Raw genomic sequence first — 15,603 nt, 5'->3', positions numbered from 1 at the left:
GCGAGGCGCTCACCGGATCGCCCGGTCGCGTCGTCACCGGAAGGCGTCCAGACCGGTGAGTGCCTTGCCCAGCACCAGCTGATGCATCTCGACGGTGCCCTCGTAGGTGAGCACCGACTCCAGATTCGTCGCGTGCCGCATCACGGGATATTCGAGCGAGATCCCGTTGGCCCCGAGAATCGTGCGCGAGGTACGGCAGATCTCGATCGCCTCCCGCACATTGTTGAGCTTGCCGAAGCTGACCTGCTCGGGAAGCAGTCGCCCGGCGTCCAGACGCCGGCCGAGATGGTGCGCGAGCAGGATTCCCTTGTGCAGTTCGAGCGCCATGTCGGCGAGCTTGGCCTGGGTGAGCTGGAAGCCGCCGATCGGCCTGCCGAACTGTTCGCGGGTCTTCGCGTAGTCGAGCGCCGACTCGAAACTGGCGCGCGCCGCCCCCATCGAGCCCCAGACGATCCCGTACCGGGCGTGGCTCAGACAGCTGAGCGGACCGCGCAGACCGGTGACCTCCGGGAGTACGGCGTCGGCGGGGAGCCGTACCTCGTCCATGACCAGTTCGCTGGTGACCGAGGCGCGCAGCGACCACTTGTGCTTGATCTCGGGCGCCGAGAAGCCGGGGCTGCCGGCCGGGACGAGAAAGCCGCGGATGCCCTCGTCCGTCTGCGCCCAGACCACGGCGACACCCGCGACCGAGCCGTTGGTGATCCACATCTTGCGGCCGGTGAGCACCCAGTCGGTGCCCTCACGCTTGGCGTACGTACGCATCCCGGACGGGTCCGAGCCGTGGTCGGGCTCGGTGAGACCGAAGCAGCCGATGGTCTCGCCGGCCGCCATGCCGGGCAGCCACCGCTGCTTCTGCTCCTCGGAGCCGAACCGGTGGATCGCGTACATGGCGAGGGAGCCCTGCACGGAGACCAGCGAGCGGATTCCGGAGTCGGCGGCCTCCAGCTCCAGACAGGCGAGCCCGTACTGGACGGAGCTGGCGCCCGCGCAGCCGTAGCCCTGGAGCGACATGCCGAGCGCGCCGAGGGAGCCGAGTTCCCGGCTCAGCTCACGGATGCCGGGCAGCTCGCCGCGCTCGTACCACTCGGCGATGTGCGGCATGACCCGGTCGGCGGCCCAGGAGCGCACGGTGTCGCGGACGGCCAGGTCCTCGGGCTCCAGCAGGTCGTCGATGCCGAGGGGGTCGCGCGGGTCGAAGGGCGGACGTTTCGAGGGGGACGGCTTCGAGGCTGAGGGTGCGGACATGGGGCTGCCTCCGGCGGCTCGCGGATGTCAGTAAACTAGCAGTGCTAGTTACGCTCGGCGCCGAGATTACGGCGCAAGGCCGGGGCCCGTCCAGACCCACCGCCCCGCGCGGGGTGCCGGAGTGCCGGTCCGTCCGCCCCGGCGCCCGCCACGCCCTCGGCCCGGTCCCGGGGCGGCGCCCCGCAGTCCATCACCCGGGGCAGCCGCAGCGCCGCCGCCGCGCCGAGCAGCAGCAGGGCCGCGCTGACCAGGAGCGTGACATGCAGACCGTGCACGAAGGAGTGCCGCGCCGCGATACGCAGGGCCTCCCCCGCCGGCCCGCCCAGCTGGGCGGCCACCTGGTACGCCTGGCCCAGCGAGTTGGCGGCGGCCGACCCCGCCGCCGCGGGCACCCCGTCGACCGCGCCCGACGACAGACCGGGCGCGTAGGCCGCGTTCATGACACTGCCGAGCAGCGCGATGCCCATGCCCGCGCCGAGCTGGTACGCCGTCTCGCCGATGGCCGCGGCGCCGCCCGCCTGCTCCGGTGGTGCCTCGCTGAGCATCGACTCGTACGCGCCGAAGAGCGTGGACTGGAGGCCGAAGCCGAGCAGTACGAAGGCCGTGGTCAGCAGCGCCGGCCGGTCGTGGTGAGCCATCATCACCAGCAGCAGCACGGCGCCCGCCGTGAGGACGAACCCGCAGGCGACCATCCGGCGCGGGCCGACGCGGCGCAGGGTGTACGAGCCGGTGGCGCCCGCCGCCATGGCGGCGAAGGTGAGCGGCAGCAGCCGCAGCCCGGTCTCCAGCGGGCTGAGCCCCAGCACCAGCTGGAGGTACTGGACGGCGATCAGCTCCAGGCCGACCAGGGCGAGCATCGCGAGGACGATGCAGCCGACGGAGGTCGAGAAGGCGGGCCGGGCGAACATCGTCACGTCTATGAGCGGATGCTTCCGGCGCCGCTGCCTCCGTACGAAGAGGAAGAGCAGGACCGCGCCCAGCAGCAGCGGCCCGAAGGTCCTGACGTCGAGCATGGAGGCGCCCACGCCGAGCCGCTTCACCCCGAGGACGGTGCCGAGCACCCCGGTCGCGGCCATGAGCGCGCCGACCACGTCCCACGGGCCGTCGCAGCCGCCCTTCGACTCGGGCAGCAGGAAGCGGCCGACGGGGAGGATCAGCGCCATCAGCGGCACGTTGATCAGGAAGACGGAGCCCCACCAGAAGTGCTCGACGAGGAATCCCCCGAGCACCGGTCCCGTCGCGGCGCCGACGGCGGCCACCGCCGTCCAGATGCCGATCGCCATGGCGCGCTCACGCCGGTCGGGGAAGACGGTACGGAGGATGGAGAGCGTCGCGGGCATGATCATCGCGCCGCCGATGCCCAGCAGGGCGCGGGCGGCGATCAGCATGCCGGGCGATCCGGCGAAGGCCGCCAGGACCGATGCCAGACCGAAGATCCCGTAACCGATGAGCAGGACCCGGCGCCGGCCGATCCGGTCGCCGAGCGTGCCGAAGAGGATCAGCAGCGCGGCGCAGACCAGCGGGTAGGCGTCCACGATCCACAGCAGCTCGACACCGCTGGGCCGCAGGTCCTCGGTGACGGCGGGGACGGCGACGTGCAGCACGGTCGCGTCGAGCGCCACGAGAAGCAGACTGACGCAGAGGACGACCAGGACGGCCCAGCGGTTGACGCCGCCGCCGGGGGCACCGCCGCCGACGGCGGCACGCAGCCGCGCTCCGGCCGTGGTGGTCCCTGACATCCGCGTACCTCCCAGTGAAGTCCCTCGCGCTCGGCGGACCAGCCGGGGACGGTGGCGGTCCCCCAAGGCGGCCCGGCATCGACGGGCGAGTGCGCCGACAGCGTACGCGAGTCCCCCGATACGGAACGTGGCCCAGCTCACCCGCAGTCCGCCGGGTGCGCGGGCCCCCGCCGGACGTCGAAGTGTGGCGTACGCCGACGGGCGGCGGACGGCCGGGGGTCACCCCGGCGCGGTCAAGCGCCGGTCAAGCGGTCGGAAAATTCCGTGCGACGTCACGGTGAACTAATTCTGATGGGCACAAAGACGGTTACCCGGGCCCCTCGCAGCGGACAATAGGCCGGAACGTCACTCGCAATTGCGGGACGGCCTCTGATAAACAGCCATCCGAGACCTACTCCACATCACATCGTCATCACAAAGAGACTGGAACGACCGAGACGGCCGTTCACTCGCTGTAACGTCGATTGGGTGCGTACCGACATCTTCGCCCGACTGGACCGGGAGCCGGAGCCGCCGAAGATAGAGATCCCGCGGATGAGCCGTACCCGCGTGACTCTCTTCGGCGGGACTTTGGCGTTCTATCTCGCCATCGTCATCGCCGTTCTCGCCTCGTCCTGGCTGGTGACGCTGGACTGGAAGATCATGCTCTTCCGGCCGTACCAGCAGTGGCAGCAACTGCACGCGTTCCTGGACTACTTCGTGGTGCTCGGCCAGCGCGGCCCCACGGCCGTGATGATCGCCGCCTGGCTGGGCTGGCGGTCCTGGCGCCAGCACACGCTGCGACCGCTGCTGGTCCTCGGCGCGTCACTGCTGCTGCTCAACGTGACCGTGGGGGCGGTGAAGCTCGGCCTCGGCCGGCTCGGCCCGCACTACGCGACACAGATCGGTTCGGCCGAACTCTTCGCGGGCGGCGACATATTCCCCTCGGGACACACCGCGAACGCCGTGGTGACCTGGGGAATCCTGGCCTATCTGGCCACCACCCCGCGGGCCAGGCGCTATCTGTCGATCGGGTCGTCCGTGGTGGCGCTCGGCGTCGGCGCGACGACCGTCTATCTGGGCACGCACTGGCTGAGCGACGTTCTGCTCGGCTGGGTCGCGGGGCTGCTGATCCTGCTCGCCCTGCCGTGGTTCGAGCCGACGATCGCCCGTACCGAGACCGCGGTTCTCGGGGTGCGTGAGCAGGTGCGCGCACGGTGGCGTGAGCGGCGCGGGACGGTGTCCGGGCAGGCACCGGCCGACGGGCCCTGGCCCGTGATAGTCCCTCAGCTCCCGGCGCAGGAGGACGAGGACGCCGGCCGCTCGACGGTCGGTACGGCCCACACGGGGCGGGGTCCGGCCGGCCGGAACACGACCGCGCAGCTCACCCAGCCGCGGCCACACGCCACGGCGCGTTCGGAGCGGACCCCGACCACCCCGGCGGGCAGCCGCCGGCCACCGCGTTCGCGGCCGGTGACGGGCGGCTGAGGCCCGGTCAGGGCCGGTCACGGAACCAGTCAGGACGGCGAAGACCCCGGCGCGTCCGCCGGGGTCTTCTTCCTGTTCACGGTCAACTGCGCGGTCAGCCCAGCCAGCAGCGGATGACGGTGCCGTTCTCGACCTCGAAGTTCAGCCGCCCTTGCAGGAACTCCATGGTGATGATGGCGCCCGGCGGCAGGGCCCTGACGGTGGTCCAGCCGCGTTCGCGCGCGGTCCGCTCGGCCTCGGGGGCGGCGAGGCCCACATAGGAGTCGGGCACGTCGTCGGGCTGGGCCGGAGGTGTCGGTATCGATGCCATACGGCCCAGCGTAGGGCTTGTGGGCCGCGTCGGCCCGGTCGGTGACGGGAGCGGACAGCGACGGCGGACGGTGACGGAAGGGCCGTGCCCGGCGGTCGTCCGGTCACCTTCCCCACGCACTTACGTACGATCGCGGTCACACTTGTGTCACAGGATCACGACATGTGTTCGGCGACTCCCACTCGCCTTCCGAGCACTGTTCACACATCGGCCGTAAGTAAGCGATAAGCAATTCGGCAGACTCGAAGATCACCGTATTTTCCGGTCCCGGAATTCCCCCGTTCGACGGGCCGCCAGTATTTGACAGGCCGTACGGAATTCACCTCGCCCACGCACAATCATGGGCGGTACGACACCTTCCGGATGGCGCCGGACACGGCGGCTCCGGGGTTACGGGACGTCCCCCAGCGCTCGCGAAAGACGATCCCGCGCCGTCCTCATGTGCTCGGTCAGCTCCACCGGCTCGACCACCTCGAAGTCGATGCCGAGGAGCATCACATGGACCACCATCACGTCCAGACCGCCCGCCCCGGTCCGCAGCAGACAGCTCCGCTCGTCGACCGGCTCCAGCACACCGGCGGACGGTGACACCAGTCGCGCCGCCTCCGTGGCGGACGCGTGCAGCCTGATCACCGCCGACTCGGCGTAGGCGCGGGTGGAGACGCCCTCGGAGACATAGGCGGCCAGATCCTCGGCGGGCGGTTCGCGGGGCGGGAAGCGGGGGCCGTGCGGGGGCCTGGGGGTCACACGGTCGGCCCGGAACGTACGCCAGTCGGCGCGGTCCAGGTCCCAGGCGACCAGATACCAGCGGCGTTCGGTGCACACCAGCCGGTGCGGCTCCACGGTGCGGCGGCTGGCGGCACCGGCATGGTCGAGATAGTCGAAGCGCAGCCGCTCGCCGTCCCGGCAGAGGTTCGCCAGTTCGGTGAGGACGCTCGCGTCGACGGTGGGGCCGCCGGTGCCCCGGAGCATCGGGACGGTGAAGGCGTTGAGCGCGCCGACCCGGCGGCGCAGCCGGCTCGGCAGAACCTGTTCCAGCTTGGCGAGCGCGCGGACGGATGTCTCGCCGATGCCCTCGATGCCGTTGCCCGCCGCCGTACGCAGCCCGACGGCGACGGCGACGGCCTCCTCGTCGTCCAGCAGGAGCGGCGGCAGCTGGGCACCGGCGCCGAGCTGGTAGCCGCCGCCGGTGCCGGGGCTGGCGTTGACCGGGTAGCCCAGCTCGCGCAGCCGGTCGACGTCGCGCCGTACGGTGCGGGGCGTCACCCCGAGACGTTCGGCCAGATCGGAGCCGGACCATTCGCGGTGGGCCTGGAGGAGGGAGAGCAGACGGAGCAGACGGGCCGAGGTTTCCAGCATGCGCCGATTCTGCCAGCCGTCGCGGACAGGTTCTGTCCGCAAGACGGGGCCGTGGACGGTGTCAGTCCGCCGCGTCGGCGGCGCGGTGCGCGACGGGGGCGCTCAGGTGGTCCTCGCCCTGCGGACCGCGGTCGCCGCCAGTTCGCGCACCGTCCGCGTACCGCCCATGAGGAGGCCCCGGCCGCGCCGTACGGTGCCGAGCACCGCCCGGCGCGGTCCCGCGCTCCGGCCGCGTGCGACCAGATCGGCGTACAGCGCCTCATGGCGCTCCGCGATCCGCGCCGGGTCGAACCGGGCGGACGACTCGACGGCCGCAAGTCCGGTACGCCGCCGCAGTTCGTCGTCCTCGATCAGTGCGAGGAGCGCGCCCGCGACGGCGTCCACGTCGCCGACCGGCACCAGCCGCCCGTCCACCCCGTCCTCGATGATCTCGCGGGGCCCGTGCGGGCAGTCGGTGGAGACGACGGGCAGCCCGCAGCGCATCGCCTCGACGATCGTCATGCCGAAGGACTCGTGGCTCGACGTGGACGCGGCGATCGACCCCTTGACCCACTCCGGTTCCAGCGGGTTGACCGTGCCCATGAGATGGACGTGGTCGTGGAGCCCGCGCTCCTCGATCAGGGCGCGCAGCGCGGCGCGTTCGTCGCCGGTGGCGTCGCCCGCGCCGTAGATCCGCAGCCGCCAGTCGGGCCGGGCGGCCACCACCTCGGCGAAGGCCGTGATCAGCAGGTCGTACCGCTTGACGGAGGTGAGCCGGCCCGCCGCGACGACCCATCTGCCGGTGGAGTCGGCGGGGGCGACGGTGGGTGCGGGCACGCTGCCCGGCACCGCGTCGATCCGTACGCCGGGCAGCCGCAGCCGGGAGCGGTAGGCCCGCGCGTCGGCCTCGGTGACGGTGGTGACGGCGTCGAGCAGCAGATACCGGTGGGCGATCTCGCGGCGCAGCCGGTTGCTGTGGCTGTCCAGCGTGAGGTGCTCCTGGCCGACCCGGACCGGGCCGCGCCGGGTCTGCCGGGCGATATGGCAGTTGAGCCCCGGCCGGGTGCCGACGACGACGTCGGCCGTCAGCGTCCGCAGATGCTCGGCGATACGGGCGTCGGTGAGCCGGCTGTACTGCCGGTGCCGTCCGTCGCCGCGCGGAAAGACCCTGGCGGGCCGTTCGATGTCGGGATGCCCGCCGTCGTAACCGGCGCTGTTCTTGCGCAGATCGACGAGATGGCGCAGCAGGACGCCCTCGGGCGCGCCGAGCGTCGGTTCGTCACGGTGCCGGAAGACCGAGACGATCTCGACGTCGTGCCGCTCCGCGAGCGCCCGCGAGAGATTGAACGTGGTGCGGATCGTGCCGCCGACGCCGAAGGCGTTGTGAAGCAGAAACGAGATGTGCATGGACTGCGCTGTCTCCCTGTTCAACCTGCCGCGAGTGTGGGCCGGTCCCGCTGCCGCGACTGTCGGGCCGGGCCCGTGAGCCGCGCCGGGACCGCCGCCCGTCGCACCTTCGCGCGGCACCCGGCCGCCCGACGGCCGACCGGGCGGGGGCGCCGGGAAGCTTCACCCGTACGTGCGAGGCGTGTTCGGGGCGCCGGGCGACGCGGCGCCCCGCGTGGGCGCCCGTGCGGCGACGCCGGCCACGATGGGTCGGGCGGGGCGCCTTCCGGACCTCGCCACGGGGTACGGCGGCGTCCAACCACCGCCCCGCGGCCGGGACTTCACCCGGGGCGGCGCCGGGCCGGACGGGCGACGGGCCCGCCCCCGGACGTCCCCCGGGGGAGCCCGCACCCCGGCGGTTCGATTCGTCCGGCTTCGTGCGTGACCCCGGTGACAGCTCGCCCGTTGTCTCTTTACGAGCCGGGAACAGCCCGGCCCACGCACCGAGTTCGAGGAGCCACCCGTGCCGCGCATGCTCGACGTCAGCGAAGACGTACGCGCCGAGATCGGCGACGAAGAAGCCGATCGCCTGCTCGTCGGCGAGAACTCCCCGGGCAGCTACGACTGCACCTCCTGCCGTACCCCGGGCGACTCCGAAACCGAACGCACCAGCACCGTGCTGTTCATCGGCGAGGAGACCGCCGTCCTCGCCTTCGCCCACGCCTCCTGCATCCCCTCCCAGGTCGTCAAGGTCGCCGAGGACCAGCTCCAGGGCGCCGTCCGCAGCATCACCGGCGCGGACCCGCGGCCCGCGGCCACCGGCGGTGAGCAGGCCGTCCTCGGGGTCACCAGCGGTCTCGTGCTGATCGACAACCAGCTGCACCCGGCTCTCGTCGTCGAGCCGACCGGTCCCATCGCCCGGCCCGGTTCGGCCGGTGACGAGGACGAGTTCCTGCCGCTTCTCGCGGAGCAGGGCTTCCAGCCGGTCAGCGATCTCAGCCGGCCCCCGGGCACGCTGACCGGCTGGTCCGTGCTGCTCGCCATGGGTCAGCTGCACGCGGTCCTCCAGCCCGGTACGGGCGGTGGCACCCCGGTCGCCTGGTGGCAGGCGCACCAGCCGCTCCAGGTGACCAGCGACTGGCGGGCCGCCGCCAACAAGTCGCGGACGGTGCTGGTCTTCGCCGCACCGGTCGGCTCCATCGGCCAGCAGCCGCGTGAGGACCTGCTGCGCGACGCGCTGGACAAGGCGGCGGCCGACGGGCGTCTGGTGGCCGCGGCGATGCCGCTGGCCGGCACGTGACGGACGAGGGACACGTTCCCGGCCAGGACCGGGCCCGTACTCCCGCCGAATCGCCCTCCCACCCCTCGCGACCAGCATTTTCGCCGGTCAGGCCGCATCCGTCGGACGACGGGGTCGTTGGCACCTACGTGCACTCATACGACCGTTCACGTCAGCAGTACCAGCCCCAGGTCCCCGCCATGCGTCCGGCCCAGGACCCCCCGGCCGGATACTCGTCCGGCTACTCGGCCACGCCGATCTACGACGCGCTGTACTCCGAGTACCTGCGGTCGTTCAGGACCCTGCCGGGCGACCGGAGCGGTGAGGAGAGCCTCGGCTTCACCGCCTTCGGTACGGGGATGCACGGCTCCTCCGAGAGCCGGCCGTCCTCGTTCACGAGTACGTGGCAGAGCGGCCGGCAGTACGGCCGGCCGCAGATGGCGCTGCCACCGGCTTCTTCCGTGTCACTTCTTACGGCCGCGCTTCTCCCGCACCCGCACCGAGATGTGGATCGGGGTGCCCTCGAAGCCGAACTCCTCGCGGAGCCTGCGCTCCACGAAGCGCCGGTAGCCCGCCTCGATGAAGCCGGAGGCGAAGAGCACGAACCGGGGCGGGCGGGTGCCCGCCTGCGTACCGAACAGGATGCGCGGCTGCTTGCCGCCGCGGATCGGGTGCGGGTGACCGGCGACGAGTTCGCCGAGGAAGGCGTTGAGCCTGCCGGTCGGCACCCGCGTCTCCCAGCCCGCGAGCGCCGTCTCGATCGCCGGGACCAGCCGCTCCATGTGGCGGCCGGTGCGCGCGGAGACGTTGACGCGGGGCGCCCACGCGATCTGCGCCAGCTCGGTCTCGATCTCGCGCTCCAGGTAGTAGCGGCGCTCCTCGTCGAGGGTGTCCCACTTGTTGAACGCGACGACGAGCGCGCGGCCCGCGTCGACGGCCATCGTGATGATGCGCTGGTCCTGGACGCTGATGGACTCGCTGGTGTCGATGAGGACGACGGCGACCTCCGCCTTCTCCACGGCGGCTGCCGTACGGAGCGAGGCGTAGTAGTCGGCGCCCTCCTGGAGGTGCACGCGGCGCCTGATGCCCGCCGTGTCCACGAACTTCCAGACGGTGCCGCCGAGTTCGATCAGCTCGTCCACCGGGTCGCGGGTGGTGCCCGCGATCTCGTTGACGACGACGCGCTCCTCACCCGCGACCTTGTTCAGCAGCGAGGACTTGCCGACGTTCGGGCGGCCGATGAGCGCGATCCGGCGCGGGCCACCGATCGTGGTGCCGAAGGTCTGCTCGGGGGCCTCGGGCAGCGCCTCCAGGACGGCGTCGAGCATGTCGCCCGTACCGCGTCCGTGCAGCGAGGAGACGGGGTGCGGCTGGCCGAGACCGAGCGACCACAGCGCCGTCGCGTCCGCCTCGCCGCTCTGGCCGTCGACCTTGTTGGCGCAGAGCACGACGGGCTTGCCCGCCTTGCGCAGCAGTCTGACGACGGCCTCGTCGGTGTCGGTGGCGCCGACCGTGGAGTCCACGACGAAGACCACCGCGTCGGCGGTCTCGATCGCGTACTCGGCCTGCGCGGCGACGGACGCGTCGAGTCCGAGGACGTCCTGCTCCCAGCCGCCGGTGTCGACGAGCTTGAAGCGGCGCCCGGCCCACTCGGCCTCGTAGGTGACGCGGTCGCGTGTGACGCCGGGCTTGTCCTGCACGACCGCCTCACGGCGGCCGATGATGCGGTTCACGAGGGTCGACTTGCCGACATTGGGGCGGCCGACGACGGCGAGTACGGGCAGCGGGCCGTGACCGGCCTCGCCGATCGCGCCCTCGACCTCCTCGGGGTCGAAGCCCTCCTGGGCCGCGAGCTCCATGAACTCCGAGTACTCGGCGTCGCCGAGCGCTCCGTGCTCATCGCCGGGCGTCCCGGCGTCGCCGGAGTGAATGTGGTCGTTCATGAAGTCCGTACCTCGTTCATCGTGATCGGTGCGCCGCGACTGCGCGGTGCACTACTCAAGTCCTGCCCGGCGCCCGGTGAGGCGTCTGGCGTTGTCCAGATGGGCGGTCAGCCGCTTCTGGATCCGCAGCGTGGCGTCGTCCATCGCCTGCCGCGTGCGCCGGCCGCTGCCCCCGGCCTCGAACGCGTCCCCGAAGACGACGTCGATACGGTCGCGCAGCGGCGGCAGCGCGCCTATCAGCCGCCCGCGCCGCTCCGTGCTCCCCAGCACCGCCACCGGGACGATCGGCGCCCCGGTGCGTACCGCGAAGTACGCGAGTCCGGACCGCAGGGAGGCGAAGTCGCCCTCTCCCCTGCTGCCCTCGGGGAAGATCCCCAGGACTCCGCCGCCCTGGAGCACCCCGAGCGCGTCGGTGACGGCGGCGCGATCGGTGATCGTACGGTCCACCTTCAGCTGTCCGATGGACAGCAGGAACGGGTCGAGCGGACCGATGAACGCCTCTTTCTTGATCAGGAAGTGCACGGGCCTGGGCGCGGTGCCCATGAGCATCGGCCCGTCGATGTTGTGCGAGTGGTTGACGGCCAGGATCACCGGGCCGCTCGCGGGGACCCGCCAGGCGCCGAGCACCCGTGGCCGCCACAGGCCGTACATCAGTCCGATGCCGATGCGGCGGCCCACCGCCGCGCCCCTCGGGGACGGCGCGCCCTTCCGGGAGGGTCCGGTCATCGGGCCGCCCGCTTCTCCTCGACAAGGGTGACGACGCACTCGATGACCTGCTGGAGCGTGAGGTCGGTGGTGTCCACCTCGACCGCGTCGGCCGCCTTGGCCAGCGGTGACGTCTTACGGCTGGAGTCGATCGCGTCCCGCTTGACCAGCGCTTCCCTGGTGGCGGTGAGGTCCGTGGCCTCCTTGCCCTTGAGTTCGCCGCTGCGGCGCGCGGCGCGCGCCTCGGGCGTCGCGGTGAGGAAGACCTTCAGGTCCGCGTCGGGCAGCACGGTCGTGCCGATGTCGCGGCCCTCGACGACGATGCCGTTGGGGGCGCCGGCCGCGATGGAGCGCTGGAGCGCGGTGATGACGGCCCGTACCTCGGGGACGGCGCTGACCGCGCTGACCTTGGCCGTGACCTCCTGGGTGCGGATGGGGCCGGAGGCGTCCACGCCGTCGACGGTGATCGTCGGGTTCGCCGCGTCGGTGCCGGAGACGATGACCGGCTTGCCGGCCGCCGTCGCGACGGCCGAGGCGTCCTGGACGTCGACGCCGTTGCTGATCATCCACCAGGTGATCGCCCGGTACTGCGCGCCCGTGTCCAGGTAGCTCAGTCCGAGCTGGGTGGCCACGGACCGGGACGTGCTCGACTTGCCGGTGCCCGCGGGCCCGTCGATGGCGACGATCACGGCGGCCGGGGCGGTCCTGGCGTCGGTTGCAGCGGTTTCCACGGGGGCGGACACCTTCCTGGTTCACGGGGCGCGGAGTCGTGCGCGAGGTCGTTCGCGCGACTCTCTCGGGACGTTCGGGGGGTCGTTTCCGGACGCCCAGACGTCGTCGCGCCCCCGCACAAGGTTACCGAGTGCTGGGCGTGTCCCTTACACCCCCGCGTAAGCCCGCCCCCGGACCGGCCTTGGGGCGGGCTTCGCGCCGCCCTCAGCGGCGGATCGACCAGCCGCGCTCGCGCAGCGCCGCGCTGAGGACGGGCGCCGCGGCGGGCTCCACCATCAGCTGCACCAGACCCGCTTCCTGCCCGGTCGCGTGCTCGATCCGGACGTCCTCGATGTTGACCCCCGCGCTTCCGGCGTCCGCGAAGATACGGGCCAGCTCGCCCGGCCGGTCGCTGATCAGGACGGCCACCGTCTCGTACGACGCCGGGGCGGCGCCGTGCTTGCCCGGTACCCGTACCCGGCCGGCGTTGCCGCGCCGCAGTACGTCCTCGATGCCGTCGGCGCCGCCGCGCCGCTTGTCCTCGTCGGCGGACTGGAGCGCCCGCAGCGCCTCGACGGTCTCGTCCAGGTCGGCGGCGACGCCCGCGAGGACGTCGGCGACCGGCCCCGGGTTCGCGGTCAGGATCTCGACCCACATCCGGGGGTCGGAGGCGGCGATCCGGGTGACGTCGCGGATGCCCTGGCCACAGAGCCGTACGGCCGCCTCGTCGGCGTCCTGGAGGCGGGCGGCGACCATCGAGGAGATCAGCTGCGGGGTGTGGGAGACGAGGGCGACGGCCCGGTCGTGGGCGTCGGCGTCCATGACCACCGGCACGGCGCGGCAGAGCGCGACCAGTTCGAGGGCCAGGTTCAGCACCTCGGTGTCGGTGCCGGGCATCGGTGTCAGCACCCAGGGGCGGCCCTCGAAGAGGTCGGCTGTCGCGGCGAGCGGCCCCGAGCTCTCCTTGCCGGCCATCGGATGCGTACCGATGTACGTGCCCAGGTCGAGGCCCAGCGCCTCCAGCTCGCGCCGGGGGCCGCCCTTGACGCTCGCGACGTCCAGGTAGCCGCGCGCGCTGCCTGCGCGCATCGCGGCGGCGAGCACGGTGGCTGTGTGCGCGGGCGGTACGGCGACGATCGCGAGGTCGACGGGGCCGGCCGGCGGCTCCTCGGTGCCGGCGCCGAGCGCCGCCGCCGTCCGCGCCCTGGCCGGGTCGTGGTCCACGAGATGCACGGCGACGCCGCGCCCGGTGAGGGTCAGTGCGGCCGAGGTGCCGATCAGGCCGGTACCGATGACGAGGGCGGTTCTCACTGGGCGATGTCCTTGCGGAGGGCTGCCGCGGCGCCGAGGTAGACGTGCGCGATCTCGGAACGGGGGCGGTCGGACTCGACATGGGCGAGGATACGGACCACGCGTGGCATGGCGCCCTCGATGTCCAGTTCCTGCGCGCAGATCAGCGGTACGTCCACGATGCCGATGCCGCGCGCCGCCGCGGCGGGGAAGTCGCTGTGCAGGTCGGGGGTGGCCGTGAACCAGATGCTGATCAGGTCGTCCGCGCCGAGGGCGTTGCGCTCCAGGATGGTGGAGAGCAGCTGGGCGACCTGCTCGTCCATGTGCCCCGGCTCGTCCCGCTCCAGCTGGACGGCCCCTCGGACTGCTCGTACCGGCACGTCGTGCTCCTCGTCCCGCTCAGTGATCGTGTGCTGTGTCCAGGTTAGACAGACGGGTGGCGGTACGGCCCGGGGCGACCGTCCCGCGAGACGGCGGGGGCGCGGCACGCGCGGGGCTCCCGTAATCTCCGCGTATGCGACCAGAGGGATCTCCCCGTATACGACCCGAGGACCTCGTACGCGACCACACGATCTACGCGTGCGTCATGGGCTCCCGCGCCTTCGGTCTGGCGACCGAGGGCAGCGACACCGACCGGCGCGGGGTCTTCCTGGCGCCGACGCCGCTCTACTGGGGCTTCGAGAAGCCCCCGACGCATGTCGACGGGCCGGCCGAGGAGCAGTTCTCCTGGGAGCTGGAGCGGTTCTGTCTGCTCGCGCTGCGGAGCAATCCCAATGTGCTGGAGTGTCTGCACTCCCCGCTGGTCGAGTACGTCGACGGCACGGGCCGTGAACTCCTCGCCCTGCGCGAGGCGTTCCTCTCCCGGCAGGCCCACGAGACGTTCGTCCGTTACGCGATCGGCCAGCGCAGGAAGCTGGAGGCGGACGTCCGGCAGCACGGCGCGCCCCGCTGGAAGCACGCCATGCATCTGCTGCGGCTGCTGGGCAGCTGCCGTGACCTGCTCCGTACGGGACGGCTGGTCATCGACGCGGGTGAGCACCGCGAGCCGCTGCTGGAGGTCAAGCGCGGCGAGGTGCCGTGGACGGAGGTGGAGCGGCGGATGAACCGTCTCGGCGAGGAGGCGGACGCCGCGCTCGCCGGCACCCCGCTGCCCGCCGGGCCGGACCGCGCCAGGGTCGAGGACTTCGTGATCCGCACACGGCGCGCGTCGGCGCTCCAGGCGGATGCACTCCAGGCGGGTGCGCTCCAGACCTCGCCGCCCCAGGCGTCAGCGCTCCAGTCGGGTGCGGACGACCAGGTCGTGGAGCGCCTCGTACCCGGCCGGGGCGTCGGGTAGCCGGGTCTCGGCCCTGGCCTCCGCCAGCACCTCGTGGAGCGCGTCGACGTCGCTCTGGAGGCGGGTCGGGGCGAGTCCGGTCGCCGCGCCGTGTTCGGCCTCCGCCTTCGCCTCGATCAGTTCGGGCAGATAGTCGGGCGCGCTCACCTCGCCGAGCAGCGTGGGCAGATGGGCCTGCACCTCGCCGCTGCGCATCAGATGGACGCCGGTGAGCAGCGCCCTGAACGTGTAGAGCAGCGGCTTGAGTTCGCCGGTCTTCTCGAAGAGCCGCCACTGGGTGGCGGCGAATCCCCGGTAGTGATGGGCGTGGTGGCCGGTGAGCACGCCGGGGGCGAGCGAGAGCAGTTCGCGGTGCGCCTCGGTCGAGTGCACGACCAGCGGCGAGTGCAGTTGTTCCAGCACGTAGCCGTTGCGCCGCATCATCATGCGGACGAACTTCCGCAGATCATGGCTGACCAGGTCCATCTCCACGCCGTCGTGGTCCCACGTCCGGGACCGGGTCTCGTCCGGCTCGTGGAGTCCGATGAGTTCGGCCACCGGCAGCAGGTGGGCACCGCGCAGGTCGACGTCCGAGTCGGTGGAGGGGAATCCGTACAGGTGGGCGCCGGAGACGGTGGCGAACAGCAGCGGACCGGACTCCTCGGCGAGGACGGTGCCGAGGTCGGTCAGGGGCAGCCCGGCGCGGTGCAGACGCCGGGCGCGCTCGGTGGCGAGGGAGTCGGAGGTCTCGGCATCCTCGGCGATCTCGGCGGCGGGCGCGAGGGCCGGTTCGGCGGCGGGCGCGGCGGCCTGTTGGGCGAGGGCGTGGTCGAAGGGGCCTTCGTCGGCCGCGTGTTCGTCATCCATACGCATGG

At 72.2% G+C, this 15,603-nt stretch carries 14 protein-coding genes; 3 read left to right on the top strand and 11 right to left on the bottom strand.

The features are described from left to right. Positions 1-33: 33 nt before the first annotated feature. Positions 34-1,245, bottom strand: a complete 1,212-nt coding sequence (locus tag ACFYNU_RS23075) for an acyl-CoA dehydrogenase family protein (RefSeq protein WP_356588341.1) — start codon at positions 1,243-1,245, stop codon at positions 34-36. Between the two features lie 44 nt (positions 1,246-1,289). After that, the gene (locus tag ACFYNU_RS23070) at positions 1,290-2,984 is read right to left on the bottom strand and encodes an MFS transporter (RefSeq protein ID WP_356588339.1); all 1,695 of its coding nucleotides are present in this window, start codon (positions 2,982-2,984) and stop codon (positions 1,290-1,292) included. A 468-nt stretch (positions 2,985-3,452) separates the two neighbouring features. On the opposite strand from ACFYNU_RS23070, the gene ACFYNU_RS23065 reads away from it, so the two are divergent. Continuing rightward, positions 3,453-4,451, top strand: a complete 999-nt coding sequence (locus tag ACFYNU_RS23065; RefSeq protein ID WP_356588337.1) for a phosphatase PAP2 family protein — start codon at positions 3,453-3,455, stop codon at positions 4,449-4,451. Positions 4,452-4,545: 94 nt separating this feature from the next. On the opposite strand, the gene ACFYNU_RS23060 is transcribed toward ACFYNU_RS23065, so the two are convergent. The 3 genes from ACFYNU_RS23060 to ACFYNU_RS23050 all read right to left on the bottom strand — a co-directional run bounded on the left by ACFYNU_RS23060 (position 4,546) and on the right by ACFYNU_RS23050 (position 7,506). Then, positions 4,546-4,761 (bottom strand): I78 family peptidase inhibitor, encoded by a 216-nt coding sequence (locus tag ACFYNU_RS23060; RefSeq protein ID WP_356588335.1) that lies wholly within the window; start codon positions 4,759-4,761, stop codon positions 4,546-4,548. A 390-nt stretch (positions 4,762-5,151) separates the two neighbouring features. Further along, complete coding sequence (locus tag ACFYNU_RS23055) at positions 5,152-6,120, bottom strand: YafY family protein (protein ID WP_356588333.1); 969 nt, start codon at positions 6,118-6,120, stop codon at positions 5,152-5,154. A 102-nt stretch (positions 6,121-6,222) separates the two neighbouring features. After that, a complete protein-coding gene (locus ACFYNU_RS23050) occupies positions 6,223-7,506 on the bottom strand; it encodes a glycosyltransferase family 4 protein (RefSeq protein ID WP_356588331.1) in 1,284 nt (427 codons plus the stop codon). Positions 7,507-8,008: 502 nt separating this feature from the next. Between ACFYNU_RS23050 and ACFYNU_RS23045 the strand changes: the two genes are divergently transcribed. Then, positions 8,009-8,785 (top strand): hypothetical protein, encoded by a 777-nt coding sequence (locus ACFYNU_RS23045; protein WP_356588329.1) that lies wholly within the window; start codon positions 8,009-8,011, stop codon positions 8,783-8,785. A gap of 443 nt (positions 8,786-9,228) precedes the next feature. Here the strand turns inward: ACFYNU_RS23045 and der are convergent, their stop codons facing one another. The 5 genes from der to aroH form a co-directional block, all read right to left on the bottom strand. Further along, positions 9,229-10,707, bottom strand: coding sequence for a ribosome biogenesis GTPase Der (der, locus tag ACFYNU_RS23040; RefSeq protein WP_356588327.1), 1,479 nt, complete (start codon positions 10,705-10,707; stop codon positions 9,229-9,231). Positions 10,708-10,758: 51 nt separating this feature from the next. Next, a complete protein-coding gene (locus ACFYNU_RS23035) occupies positions 10,759-11,433 on the bottom strand; it encodes a lysophospholipid acyltransferase family protein (RefSeq protein WP_356588322.1) in 675 nt (224 codons plus the stop codon). Beyond that, entirely contained in the window at positions 11,430-12,155 is a 726-nt protein-coding gene (cmk, locus tag ACFYNU_RS23030; RefSeq protein ID WP_356588320.1) for a (d)CMP kinase, read from the bottom strand. Before cmk ends, ACFYNU_RS23035 begins: the two co-directional genes overlap by 4 nt. 193 nt (positions 12,156-12,348) lie before the next feature. Beyond that, positions 12,349-13,434, bottom strand: coding sequence for a prephenate dehydrogenase (locus ACFYNU_RS23025; protein ID WP_356588318.1), 1,086 nt, complete (start codon positions 13,432-13,434; stop codon positions 12,349-12,351). Further along, positions 13,431-13,793: a chorismate mutase gene (aroH, locus tag ACFYNU_RS23020; RefSeq protein ID WP_356588316.1), complete on the bottom strand. Its 363-nt coding sequence runs from the start codon at positions 13,791-13,793 to the stop codon at positions 13,431-13,433. Before aroH ends, ACFYNU_RS23025 begins: the two co-directional genes overlap by 4 nt. 134 nt (positions 13,794-13,927) lie before the next feature. Here aroH and ACFYNU_RS23015 point away from each other — a divergent pair, with 134 nt between their 5' ends. Continuing rightward, the gene (locus ACFYNU_RS23015) at positions 13,928-14,749 is read left to right on the top strand and encodes a DNA polymerase beta superfamily protein (RefSeq protein ID WP_356588314.1); all 822 of its coding nucleotides are present in this window, start codon (positions 13,928-13,930) and stop codon (positions 14,747-14,749) included. On the opposite strand, the gene ACFYNU_RS23010 is transcribed toward ACFYNU_RS23015, so the two are convergent. Continuing rightward, entirely contained in the window at positions 14,681-15,601 is a 921-nt protein-coding gene (locus tag ACFYNU_RS23010) for a DNA polymerase beta superfamily protein (RefSeq protein ID WP_356588312.1), read from the bottom strand. The two genes, ACFYNU_RS23015 and ACFYNU_RS23010, sit on opposite strands and share 69 nt — an antisense overlap. Positions 15,602-15,603: the final 2 nt, after the last annotated feature.

Source organism: Streptomyces sp. NPDC006643 (assembly GCF_042870175.1).
In the GTDB taxonomy this organism is placed as follows: Bacteria; Actinomycetota; Actinomycetes; order Streptomycetales; family Streptomycetaceae; genus Streptomyces.
The sequence above is the reverse complement of the archived record's forward strand: the minus strand, read 5'-3'. Positions and strand labels throughout refer to the sequence as shown.